This is a genomic window from Spirulina sp. CS-785/01 (assembly GCF_028330525.1).
Classification (GTDB): domain Bacteria; phylum Cyanobacteriota; class Cyanobacteriia; order Cyanobacteriales; family Spirulinaceae; genus JAQMSD01.
Genome location: NZ_JAQMSD010000116.1, coordinates 1 through 12,501 on the forward strand (window position 1 = coordinate 1; position 12,501 = coordinate 12,501).

Consider the following 12,501-nt stretch of genomic DNA (forward strand, 5'->3'; position numbering starts at 1 on the left):
CGTTTACACTTGGGTGTGATGACCCTCTCAAGGTAGCCTACCTTTTTACAGGATTTATGGCTGAGTCTGCACGCTCGTCCCTTTCTAAGTCAACAAAAATTGAACAATGTCAATCAATGTCTAGCTTTCAACGAGCGGTTAACTTGTTTATTCTGGTTCATGGGTTTGTGTAATCTTCCCAGGAGATAAAAGTAAAAATAATTACATTAAATTCTGTCCAAAGAGGATGATTCCGCAAATCCTATCAACTCGCTAAAGCCAACAGTTGCATCTCTCTCAAAATTGCCAACTACACCTCAGTTTAAACGGATTTTCCCAATTGAGGCAATGACCGATCCAAAATTTGATTCCCCTTGGGACTCAAAAACATTCTTAAAGAACCCCCATTCTCGCCAACTCCGTCTTATTCTGACCTTGAAAGGGTAAAATCCCTGTTTGTCCGAACTATGGAGAAAGTAATGTTAGACAAGACCCAAGCCACCATTGACGCAATTACCGCCAGAGAAATCCTAGACTCCCGAGGCCGCCCCACCGTAGAAGCTGAAGTCCGTCTCGCCACCGGAGCTTGGGGAATGGCTCAAGTCCCCAGTGGCGCGTCCACCGGAACATTCGAGGCCCACGAACTCCGGGATGAGGATAAACGCTACGGAGGCAAAGGGGTACTCCGGGCCGTCCGCAATGTTAAAGAAAAAATTGCCCCAGAATTACAAGGACTGGATGGCCTTGACCAAGTTCTCATCGATCGCAAAATGATTCAACGGGATGGTACAGCCAACAAAGCGGAATTAGGGGCTAATGCCATTCTGGCCGTCTCCCTCGCCACCGCTAAGGCCGCCGCCGATGAACTTATGCTTCCCCTCTACCGCTACTTAGGCGGGCCTATGGCCAATGTCCTGCCGATCCCCTTTATGAATATCCTCAATGGGGGGTCTCACGCTGCCAATAATGTGGATTTCCAAGAATTCATGATCGCGCCCATTGGGGCCTCTAGCTTTGCCGAGGCATTACGTTGGGGGGCCGAGGTGTTTGCCTCTCTCTCTCAAGTGCTAAAAGCCGATGGCCTCCTCTCTGGGGTAGGCGATGAGGGGGGATATGCCCCCAACCTCAAGTCCAATGAAGCGGCCTTGGAGTTGCTCATTGCAGCTATTGAGAAAGCGGGTTATAAACCAGGGGAACAGATTTCTCTGGCCATGGATGTGGCGGCCAGTGAGTTCTATGAGAACGGCCAATATGTGTATGATGGGACTCCCCACAGTGCTACAGATTTAATTGACTATCTGGGCGAGTTGGTGAATAAATACCCCATTATCTCCATTGAGGATGGGTTACAGGAGGAAGACTGGCAAAACTGGCAACTCCTACGGGAGAAAATCGGTGGTAAGGTGCAGTTAGTGGGGGATGATTTGTTTGTGACGAACCCCACCCGTTTACGCAAGGGGATTGAGGAAAAATCGGCCAATGCGATTTTAATTAAGCTCAATCAAATTGGTTCGTTGACGGAAACCCTAGAAACGATTGATTTGGCGACCCGTCACCAGTTAAATTGTATGATTTCCCACCGTTCTGGGGAGACGGAGGATACTACGATCGCGGATTTAGCGGTAGCGACTGGGGCCGGCCAAATTAAGACGGGTTCACTGTGTCGGAGTGAACGGGTGGCTAAGTATAACCGCTTGTTACGCATTGAGGATGAGTTAGGCGATCGCGCTATTTATGCCGGAACTCGCGGCCTCAGCTTACTGGCCTAGTCTCTATTCTCCCTAGGGAGAAGATCGGGGAAATTTGCTCTGGGGCAGATTTCCCTTTCCTGTTGGGGTGTCGGGTGTCGGGAGATGGGGAGCAACTACTGGTTACTGTTCCCTGTTCCCTGTTCCCTGTTCCCTTTTTCACAAAAATTCCCCAAAATGCGCTATCCTATTGAGAGACTTTTATTGCATATTTTTCTCAATTATGGTGTGAGGAGGACAAAGACGGTACAAACAATCGTTTTACGCTGGGTCAACTGAAAGTCCAACGGGGATGACGCGGTTTTCCTGCTTGACAGGGGTTCGCGTCTCCACTGTTTCCTTTTTTTCCTGCGGAGCTATTGACAAATTGATGAGTTTATGCTCTCTTTTTTTCTCAGTTAATGAGAATATTTTGCAAAAACTGTTGTCCAGATAACAAAACCTCTAACAATTTCAAGGATTAAAGAATCATGTCTCAATCTCTCAATACCGTTTGGATCAGTGCCAATCAAGCCTTTCAGCGATTCCATCGCCCTTTAATTCGCTATCTGCACCAACATACGGAGATTGCCCATTGGAAATATGCTCAAAGTGCTGATGAGGCAAGTTCTCTGGATGTTCCGCTAACGTTGCTCCATGACTATCTGAAACAACATCACCACCCTCTCCATTTAATTGGCCATAGTACGGGGGGGTTAGTGGCGTTTCTCTATGCACAACGGTATCCTCAGAAGGTGAAGTCTCTGACGTTGTTGGGGGTGGGGGGTGTACCTGCGGTGGACTGGCAAAGTCATTATTACGCACTGCAAGGACTCCTCCCCTGTACTCGTAAAATGCTGTTGACGCAGATGGTGTGGAATTTATTTGGCCATCAGAATTGTAATACAACTAAGGCGTTGATTGAGGTGTTAGAGAAGGATTTGGCGACTTCTCCCTCTCCCCATTCTCTGTTTTATCGTCATCGCATTTCCCCCACGACGGTGGATGTTCCTTTGTTGGTGTGTGGGAGTAATAATGATGTGGTGGTTGATCCGAGTAGTGTACAGCAGTGGCAACCCTATCTGAAAGAGCGCGATCGCGTTTGGATTTGTCCTTCAGGCCACCACTTTTTCCACTTCTACCGCACTCAAGAGGTGGGACGACAAGTGAGTCAGTTTTGGAGACAGTCTTCCCCTTCTCCGATGTCGTCATCTCGCATTTCTTAATCTCTTAACAAACCCCAAAAACGAAAAAAAGAGAGTCACCGAAGTGACTCCCCCAATCATCAGGGTGCATCTACTGAAATTTAATATATCACATGGGGTGGGGGGTGTCACCCCCTCCCCCTTGTTTTTGTTGAGAGTTGGGAGTTGGGTGTCGGGAGTTGGGAGTTGGGTGTCGGGAGTTGGGTGTCGGGAGATAGGGGAGATGGGGAGTAACAACTGGTAACAGGTTACTGTTTACTGTTCCCTATTCACCAAAAGACCCCCTATCAACTATCCACAACCTCCTCAGACTCTTTCCGCCACCATTTCTTAGGAAGCCACGTTTGCAGTAAAATAACGAGTCCAGTACCTAACATGAACAATAATCCCAAACCATTGAGGAGGACATAAATCGGTTCGAGAAAATCGCCCAGATACTCGCCCTCATGGATTACCATGAGAAAATGCACTTGATCTCGTGATAGCCCAAACCAGCTTTTTCCTAGTCGGTACGCGATTCCGGTCAAGGCCGTAACGACGAAGGGGAGGACAATAATCGGGGCCAGGGTGCGGTGTAGTTTCCGAAAGGTGCGTTTATTCATCTGCTGTGGCTGACTCTATTCCATCCAACAAAACTATCAAACCATAAAGTAGGTGCCTTAACAGTGGTTTCAGTTACGAACTGCTAAGGATTGCCTGCTGCGCGATCGGGCTAATGATAAATTTTGATGAAAATTGCTATTTTACGAAATTCACGAATCAGCTTAAAATAATATCATATTTCTTAAAAAAAATCAAGTTTTTTCTAGTCCTATGCTCAAAAATTAACAATTCCTCTGATTATTTTACATATTTAAAATTTAAGGAGAGTAATGGCTCAGATTGTAAAAAATAATCATGTTTCTCCCTAAGAATCTTCGTTATTCTCGGATCAAGTCCTCGCAATGCTTAAAATTTTTTATTATTTCTTCAAAGTGAGGGGTAAATAGATTTATGATAGTAAGTGTGGCCTGGGTAAAAATGTCTAATGTCAAGAGAGGGAGCAAAAACCTTGCGATCGCTAGTTTATTCAACCATTCAGGAGGGAAGCCAATAGTCAAAAGAAAAACATCATTGATCAAAAAGTTAAGCAAAAATACTTAAAATCAGCAAAAATAGAGTTATTTAACCCCAAAAACGCCCAAAACACTGTGGGGATCACCGTTCGCGGCAAACCTCATAGATGGAAAAATCCCATCTTGAGCAGGACAAGTGAAGACTTGGGTAGTATTTCCCCCAAGCCATTCTTTGGACAATTAACTGTATTTCAAGAGAATCAAAACTTGGTTTGTGCAATCTGATTTGGCCCACAAACACCTTTAAATAACATCACCTTTATTCTTGTACCTACCTCATCGGTAATGATACAAGCTCAAGCCATGACCAACTCAACCAACACCGCAACCGAACTCCAAATTCGCCTAAAACAGCAATCAGCCGTTGTGCGTTTAGGACAAATTGGACTGACAGAAACCAGTCTGCCTGTCCTCTTAGACAAAGCGGTGCAATTGGTGGCCCAGACCTTAGAGATTAAATTTGTCAAAGTGCTTGAGCTACTCCCCAATGGGAGTATCTTTATGATGAAAGCCGGAGTAGGTTGGAAATCGGGAATTGTCCATAGTACCACCATCACCGCGGCCCCCACCTCACAAGCGGGCTATCTTTTAAATCATAATAACCCTGTGGTTTTTGAAGATTTACGAGTCGAAACCCGGTTTCGGGGTTCACCCGTCTTACATAATCATCAGATTATCAGTGGGGCGGCTGTGCTGATCACCACCTCAGAAGAAATTTATGGGGTTTTAGGAGTCTATTCCGACCAACTGCGACCCTTTACCCAAGATGATCTTCAATTTTTACAATCGGTGAGTCATATTTTAGGGGCCGCCGTTGAACGGGAACACAAACAAATTCATCTTAATCTGTTTAAACGGGCGATGGAAGCGAGTCGGAATAGTATCATGATTAGTGATGCCCTCGAATGTGACTATCCTCTCATCTACGTCAATTCTAGCTTTGAGCAACTGACCGGCTATAAACACCATGAAGTGTTAGGCCGCAATAGTCGTTTTCTCTACGATACAGAAACCGATCCCATGGTTATTCAGGAATTAGAAGACGCAAAACAATACGGGCAGGAACATCACGCCATTCTGCAAAGCTATCGAAAAGATGGCTCAATGTTCTGGAGTGAATTATATTTATCTCCGGTTCATGATAACCAAGGCCACCTGACCCATTTTATCGAAGTCCAAAGCGATATCAGCGATCGCAAGCACTTTGAAGAAGTCCTGCGCAGTGAACGGGACCTCCTCAACGGGATCATGCAAACCAGCATCGCGGCCATCCTCGTCGTCGATGCAGAGGGCAAAATCACCTTTGCCAACGACCGGGCCCAACAAGTCCTAGGGTTCAGCTATTCTGACCTATCTCAACGCTACTACGACGACCCCGACTGGCATATTATGGACTTCGAGGGCCATCCCATCCCCAAAGAAGAAATGCCCTTCCGGCAAGTCATGGAAAGCGGAAAACCCATATTTCATGTTGGTCACGCCATCAAACACCCCAACAGTAGTCGCAAATATCTCTCCATCAACGGGTCGCCCCTGCGCAACGAAGACGGAGAAATTCACGCGGTAGTCTTCTCCGTCACCGACATCACCGAACAACACCTCGCCGAAACCGCCCTCCGCAACAGCGAAGAACAATTCCGGCTCACCTTTGAAAAAGCCCCCATTGGGATGTCTCTCACCACCCTAGACGGGCAATTTTTACAAGTAAATCAAGCCCTCTGTGACTTTTTTGGCTATCAATACTCAGACTTAATCGGCAAAACCTACCGCGACCTGACCCACCCCGATGACCTCCCCGCCGATTGTGCCATTAACCAACAATTATTACTGGGAGAGATTGATAATTATCAAATGGAAAAACGCTACTTAGCCAAAGATGGGCAAATTGTCCACGCTTTGCTGCAAGTGGTGTTAGTCTGTGATGACCAGGGGAAACCCAGTCACACCATCGGGCAACTCATTGATATTACCGAACGGAAACGGGCCGAAGAAGCCCTACGGGAGAGTGAACAACGGTTAGAGGGGATTCTCAGTTCCATTGATGATGTTGTTTGGTCCGCCACTGCCGACACCTTTAATTTACTGTATCTGAATCCGGCTGCCGCCACCGTCTATGGTCGGTCCTGTGCAGAATTTTTCCGCAATCCCGAATTGTGGTTTGAAATTATCCATCCCGACGACCGAGACCAGGTAGCGAAAAAGCTAGAACGGCTGGTACATCGAGGCTTTACCGATTTTGAATACCGGATTACTCGACCCAGAGGAGAAATTCGCTGGTTATACTGTCGGACTCGGTTGGTGTATGGGTCCGACGGGAACCCCTTACGCATTGATGGTATCAGTAGTGATGTGACGGAACGGAAGCGGGCTGAGGCTCAGTTGCGTCATAATGCTTTTTATGACTCGTTGACGGATTTACCGAACCGGGCGTTATTTATGGACCGTCTCTGGCATACCATTCGCCGTTCCAAACGACGGGGGGGGTATTTGTTTGCTGTGTTATTTTTAGATTTGGACTCTTTTAAGGTCATTAATGATAGTTTAGGGCATACCATTGGGGATTATTTGTTAGTTGCGATCGCTCGTCGTCTTGAAAGTTGTTTACGGCCCAGTGATACCCTAGCCCGGTTAGGGGGCGATGAGTTTACCGTCCTCTTGGAAGATATTGAGAGTCGGGAGGAGGCGGTGGAAATTGCCAAAACGATTTTACAACAGTTAAAATCACCGTTTTTACTCCAAGGCCATGAAGTCTTTACCAATGCCAGTATAGGCATTGCCTTTAGTCAAGTTGAGGGAGAAATTACCCGAAAAACCGTCGATTCCATCTTACCCATTGATTATGAACGGCCCGAAGACTTTTTACGGGATGCCGACACCGCCATGTATCGGGCTAAAGCCTTGGGGAAAGGGCGATATGTCATTTTTGACCACAATATGCACGCTTCCGCCTTAGCCCGTCTCGAATTAGAAACGGACTTACGGCGGGCGGTGCATGGTTTACGCATGGTGTCTCACGGTCAACCGTCGGAGTTTTTGGCCTATTATCAACCGATTTTATCCTTGAAAACCGGGAAATTAGCCGGGTTTGAGGCCCTCCTACGCTGGCAACACCCCACCAAAGGGTTAGTCTCTCCAGCGAAATTTATTCCTTTAGCCGAGGAAACCGGGTTAATTGTCCCGTTGGGAGAATGGATATTAACCGAAGCCATGCGACAATTGCGTAAATGGGAGAAACAGTTCCCCCAACATTTCCCCTTAACGATGAGTGTGAATTTATCGGGGAAACAAATTCGAGAACCGGAATTAATTGATCAAATTGACAAGATTTTAGCCAGAACTGGGTTAGAGAGTCGTTATCTCAAGTTAGAGATCACCGAAAGTATGTTAATGGATAACGCCGAAGCGGCCACAGAGATGCTGTTGGCTTTACGGTCTCGACAAATTAAATTAAGTATTGATGATTTTGGGACTGGGTATTCTTCGTTGTCCTATTTACATCGTTTTCCGGTGAATACCTTAAAAATTGACCGATCTTTTGTGAAGCGGATGCAGCCCAATGGCAGTAATTCGGAGATTGTCCGCGCCATTGTCAGTTTAGCCCATAATTTAGGGATGGATGTGGTGGCCGAAGGGATAGAGATTGGAATCCAACTGCAACAACTCAAGTCGTTAGGGTGTGAGTATGGTCAGGGGTATTTTTATGCTCCTCCCTTGAGTCAAGAAGTAATTGAGCAGAATTGGCTAAAATGCGATCCGATTATCCATAATGATTGTGCTTAGGGGCATTAGTTAGGAGGATAAGGTAAAACACTTTTAAACTGGGTTTCTTCAAATGAGCAACAAATATTCTAATCCCTTTCCCTGTTCGCGTTAGCGTCCCGTCAGGGGTAGCGAAGCCGTTCGCGTTAGCGTCTCCGTGCTTGAGAAAGGGCTGTTCCCTCCTATCACATACCAATTTAAATGCCCAACAAGGCTACGTAGTTCCAGAATGATGATACAATTTTTTAGGAACATATTGGGCTTTTCATGTTCGAGCAAGCGTTTAAGAATCTTGATGATACCCTCCGACGCGAGAGTGGCTGTCAGTCGGAGCTAGATTATGCGGAGCAGTCGTCTTGGCTGTTATTTCTCAAGTATTTGGATGACCTGGAACAGCCCCGCGCTCAGGCTGCTTTATTAACCGGGAAATCCTACAGCTTCATCCTCGATGAACCCTATCGCTGGTCGGTTTGGGCTGCGCCGAAGGATGATAAAGGGGAGATTGATTATAATGTGGCGATGACGGGGGCGGATTTGCTCGATTTCGTCAATGGTGAACTGTTCCCCTATCTCCAGAAGTTCAAGCAGAGTGCGGAGAGTCCTGACACCATCGAATATAAGATTGGTGAGATTTTTGGGGAGATTAAGAATAAGTTTAGTGATGGCTACAATCTCCGCGAAGCCCTCGATGAAATTGATGAACTGCGCTTCCAGTCCCAGGATGAGAAGCATGAGTTGTCTGACCTCTACGAGACGCGCATTAAGAATATGGGCAATGCGGGGCGCAATGGGGGAGAGTATTACACTCCTCGTCCTTTGATTCGGGCGATGATACGGGTGACGCAGCCGAAGTTAGGGGAGACGATTTATGATGGGGCCTGTGGTTCGGCGGGGTTTTTGTGTGAGTCCTATGAGTATCTGCGCGCCTCAAAGCTGACGACGAAGCAGTTAGAAACGCTGCAAAAGCATACTCTCTACGGGAAAGAGAAGAAGAGTCTCGCCTACGTTATCGGCGTTATGAACATGATTTTACATGGCATTGATGCCCCGAACATCATCCACACCAACACCCTGACGGAGAATGTCAGCGATATTCAGCCGAAGGATCAGGCGGATGTGATTCTGGCGAATCCGCCGTTTGGGGGGCAGGAGCGTAAGGAAATTAAGAAGACGTTTCCGATTCAAACGGGCGAGACGGCGTTTCTGTTTTTGCAGCACTTTATTAAGATGCTCAAGCCTGGGGGGAGAGCAGCGATTGTCATTAAGAATACGTTTCTCTCGAATGCGGATAACGCCTCGCGGGAGCTACGGAAGGAGCTTTTGAGCAGTTGTAACCTCCATACGATTCTCGATTGTCCTGGGGGGACTTTCATCGGGGCGGGGGTGAAGACGGTGGTGTTATTTTTCCAAAAAGGGACACCCACGGAGAAGATTTGGTATTACCAGTTAGACCCAGGACGGAGTTTAGGGAAAACCAACGCCCTCAATGATGATGATTTGGCGGAGTTTGTGGCTCTACAAGCGACGTTTGCGGAGTCGGACAAGTCCTGGTTTGTCGATGTGGCGGATGTGGATGAGGAGACGTTCGATCTGTCGGTGAAGAATCCTAATGCACCGGAGGAAGACCCCCTGCGAGAGCCTTGGGAGATTCTGGAGGAAATTGCTGCTCTAGATGCGGAAAGTGCGGAGATTTTAGTAGGTATTGGGGAGATGGTTTGATGGAATTAACAATAGATAATGGACAATTGACAACGGATTGGAAAACAAAAAAGTTGGGTGAGTTGTGCAGCATTGAATTAGGTAAAACGCCATCCCGAAAAGTCTCGAAATATTGGGATAAAGAGCGGAAAACTGACAACATCTGGTTATCTATTTCAGATCTTCCTACTAATCTGCATCCGCACGTTGAAGATAGCAAAGAATATCTATCAGATGAAGGTGCAGCAATTTGTAAAGTAGTAAAAGAAGGCACTTTACTGGTTAGTTTTAAATTAACTTTGGGTAGGCTTGCTTATGCAGGTCGAGATTTATATACAAACGAAGCAATAGCAGCATTAAAAAACTTAGATGATTCCTTAGTGGTCAAGGAGTACCTTTATTGGTATCTCACTTTTTTTGATTGGGATAAAGCGGTAGGAGGTGATATAAAACTCAAAGGCAAAACATTAAACAAAACTAAGCTAAAGCTACTTCAAATAATTCTACCCCCTCTTGAAGAACAGAAGCGGATTGTGGCGATATTGGATGAGGCGTTTGAGGGGTGCGATCGCGCCATCCGCAACACCGAGCAAAACCTCGCCAACGCCCGTGAAATCTTTGATAGCTACCTAAACGGTATATTTACTAAGAAAGGTGATGACTGGGTTGAGAAGAAGTTTAGTGATCTTGTTCTACTACAGCGTGGACACAATCCTCCAAAAAGTCAATTCATAAACCATCCAAAAACAGGGTATGTCAGATTTTATCAAATCCGTGATGGACATAATGATGATTATGAAGTTTATGTACCAGACACACCGAAACTTCATAAAGTAGAATCTGATGATATTTTGATGGTCGCGTATCGGCATATCGGCAGAGTTTATAGAGGGGCGCAAGGTGCATTTAACGTTGCTTTGTGCAAAATTTCAAACAAAAATCGCTCCACCTTAAATGATGATTATCTTTTCAATATTATTCCTAGCAAGTATATAAAGGGTGAACTGATGAAACGCTCGGAGCGTTCGTTGATTCCGTCGATGTCAGTAAAACACTTGGCTCAACTAAAAATTCCAGTTCCACCAATTGATCAGCAAGAAGAAATTGCTAGAGAAATTAGTGAATTGCAAGAAGAAACTCAACGCCTCGAAGCCATCTACCAACAAAAACTCGAAGCCCTACAGGAACTTAAACAATCCATCCTCCATAAAGCCTTCACCGGAGAACTCACCAACCCTTCGACTTCGCTCAGGGTAAACCCTTCAACCAAGCCCAAGGAAAAACCTACCCAGAAGGAAGATGCTGCATGAGCGAAATCGAGCCAACGCCAGAAAACAGCCTGTTCAGCGAAGTCAAAGCCTTAATCGACACCGCTAAACAGCGTGTCGCAGTCACCGTCAACGCTGAACTAACCCGCCTCTACTGGCAGATTGGACACCGCATCTATACCCAAATCCTCAACCAAGACCGAGCCACCTACGGCAAACAAATCATTCGTACCCTCTCCCAACAACTCACCCAAACCTATGGCAAAGGCTGGAGCGAGAAACAACTACGGCATTTTATCCACTTTGCCGAAACTTTCCCCGATGTTGAGATTGTCTCCGCACTGGGGAGACAATTAAGCTGGACGCATATCAAAACCCTGATGTATGTGGATGACGACCTCAAACGGGACTTCTACATCGAACTAGCGCAACTCGAACACTGGAGCGTCCGCCAACTGCGAGAACGCCTCGACTCCATGCTCTACGAACGCACCGCCCTTTCCCGTAAACCAGAAACCACCATTCGCCACGACCTCGACCAACTGCGGAAAACCAAAGCCGTCTCCCCCGACCTCCTGCTCAAAGACCCCTACATCCTCGACTTTCTCCAACTCAACGACCGCTACCTCGAAAAAGACCTCGAAGATGCCATCCTCCGCGACCTAGAGCAATTTCTGTTGGAATTAGGGGCAGGGTTTACCTTCGTCGCCCGTCAGAAGAAACTACAAATCGACAACGACGACTTCTATCTCGACTTATTGTTTTATAACCGTAAACTCAAACGCCTCATCGCCATAGACCTGAAACTCGGTAGCTTCAAAGCCGAATACAAAGGACAAATGGAACTCTACCTGCGCTGGCTTGCCAAACACGACCAAGAACCCGACGAAAACACCCCCCTCGGTATCATTCTCTGTGCTGGCAAAAAGCAAGAACAAATCGAACTTCTGGAACTCGATAAAAGCGGGATTCATGTCGCTGAATATCTCACCGTTCTGCCCCCCAAAGCCTTACTCCAAACCAAACTACAACAAGCCATAACCAACGCCCGTAAACGACTCACTGTGGAGAATGAACCCCAATGACCAGGAACGAAGCTGAAACCAGAGCCGAACTCATTGACCCCGCCCTCGGTACTGCGGGGTGGGGCGTGGTTGAAGGAAGCAGGACACGACGAGAAATGCTTGCCCCTGGTCGTCTCATTGGCGGAGGACGACGCGCCCCTGCAAAATACGCTGATTATGTCCTCACCTACCGCGATCGCAAACTAGCGGTCATCGAAGCCAAAGCAGAAGGGGAATATTACACCGAAGGAGTCCAACAAGCTAAAGACTACGCCGACCGCCTCCAAATCCGCTACGCCTACGCCACCAACGGCAAACGCATCTATCAGATTGATACCCTCACCGGAGTCGAGCAGAATGTGGAATCCTATCCCAGCCCCGATGAACTCTGGGAGATGTCCTTCCCTTCCGTAAGCTCAGGGCAAACCGAGAAACTGTGGCGCGATCGCTTTGCTGCCGTTCCCTTTGAAGACAAAAGCGGGACATGGGAAGCCCGTTACTATCAACATATTGCCATTACTAGGGTATTGGATGCGATCGCGCAGGGCAAAGACCGCATCCTCCTCACCCTCGCCACCGGAACAGGCAAAACCTGCATCGCTTTTCAAATCGCCTGGAAACTGTTTCACAGCCGTTGGAATAGGAGTTGTCTTCGGCTTCGCTCAGACAACTCTGGAGGGTTGAGC

Annotated in this window: 8 protein-coding genes; 7 read left to right on the forward strand and 1 reads right to left on the reverse strand. The window is 47.0% G+C overall.

Features of this window, described 5'->3' with window-relative positions; genetic code table 11:
- The first annotated feature begins 458 nt into the window (after window positions 1-458).
- Together eno and PN462_RS06905 are read left to right on the forward strand one after the other, a co-directional pair.
- Window positions 459-1,748: a phosphopyruvate hydratase gene (gene eno / locus PN462_RS06900; protein WP_272127306.1), complete on the forward strand. Its 1,290-nt coding sequence runs from the start codon at window positions 459-461 to the stop codon at window positions 1,746-1,748.
- Between the two features lie 449 nt (window positions 1,749-2,197).
- The gene (locus PN462_RS06905) at window positions 2,198-2,932 is read left to right on the forward strand and encodes an alpha/beta hydrolase (RefSeq protein ID WP_272127307.1); all 735 of its coding nucleotides are present in this window, start codon (window positions 2,198-2,200) and stop codon (window positions 2,930-2,932) included.
- Window positions 2,933-3,198: 266 nt separating this feature from the next.
- Here the strand turns inward: PN462_RS06905 and PN462_RS06910 are convergent, their stop codons facing one another.
- Complete coding sequence (locus PN462_RS06910) at window positions 3,199-3,513, reverse strand: PepSY domain-containing protein (protein WP_272127308.1); 315 nt, start codon at window positions 3,511-3,513, stop codon at window positions 3,199-3,201.
- A 798-nt stretch (window positions 3,514-4,311) separates the two neighbouring features.
- Between PN462_RS06910 and PN462_RS06915 the strand changes: the two genes are divergently transcribed.
- The 5 genes from PN462_RS06915 to PN462_RS06935 form a co-directional block, all read left to right on the forward strand.
- Window positions 4,312-7,806: a PAS domain S-box protein gene (locus PN462_RS06915; protein WP_272127309.1), complete on the forward strand. Its 3,495-nt coding sequence runs from the start codon at window positions 4,312-4,314 to the stop codon at window positions 7,804-7,806.
- Between the two features lie 246 nt (window positions 7,807-8,052).
- Entirely contained in the window at window positions 8,053-9,504 is a 1,452-nt protein-coding gene (locus tag PN462_RS06920) for a class I SAM-dependent DNA methyltransferase (RefSeq protein WP_272127310.1), read from the forward strand.
- Window positions 9,504-10,793, forward strand: coding sequence for a restriction endonuclease subunit S (locus tag PN462_RS06925; RefSeq protein ID WP_272127312.1), 1,290 nt, complete (start codon window positions 9,504-9,506; stop codon window positions 10,791-10,793). The genes PN462_RS06920 and PN462_RS06925 overlap by 1 nt, the downstream gene beginning before the upstream one ends.
- A complete protein-coding gene (locus PN462_RS06930; RefSeq protein WP_272127313.1) occupies window positions 10,790-11,836 on the forward strand; it encodes a PDDEXK nuclease domain-containing protein in 1,047 nt (348 codons plus the stop codon). Before PN462_RS06925 ends, PN462_RS06930 begins: the two co-directional genes overlap by 4 nt.
- On the forward strand, window positions 11,833-12,501 hold a 669-nt coding region (locus tag PN462_RS06935), incomplete at its 3' end, for a DEAD/DEAH box helicase family protein (RefSeq protein ID WP_272127314.1). The genes PN462_RS06930 and PN462_RS06935, both read left to right, overlap by 4 nt.

Coding starts and splice junctions, on each gene's coding strand:
- eno (WP_272127306.1), top strand. CDS start 459: ATGTTAGACAAGACCCAAGCCACCATTGACGCAATTACCGCCAGAGAA.
- PN462_RS06905 (WP_272127307.1), top strand. CDS start 2,198: ATGTCTCAATCTCTCAATACCGTTTGGATCAGTGCCAATCAAGCCTTT.
- PN462_RS06910 (WP_272127308.1), bottom strand. CDS start 3,513: ATGAATAAACGCACCTTTCGGAAACTACACCGCACCCTGGCCCCGATT.
- PN462_RS06915 (WP_272127309.1), top strand. CDS start 4,312: ATGATACAAGCTCAAGCCATGACCAACTCAACCAACACCGCAACCGAA.
- PN462_RS06920 (WP_272127310.1), top strand. CDS start 8,053: ATGTTCGAGCAAGCGTTTAAGAATCTTGATGATACCCTCCGACGCGAG.
- PN462_RS06925 (WP_272127312.1), top strand. CDS start 9,504: ATGGAATTAACAATAGATAATGGACAATTGACAACGGATTGGAAAACA.
- PN462_RS06930 (WP_272127313.1), top strand. CDS start 10,790: ATGAGCGAAATCGAGCCAACGCCAGAAAACAGCCTGTTCAGCGAAGTC.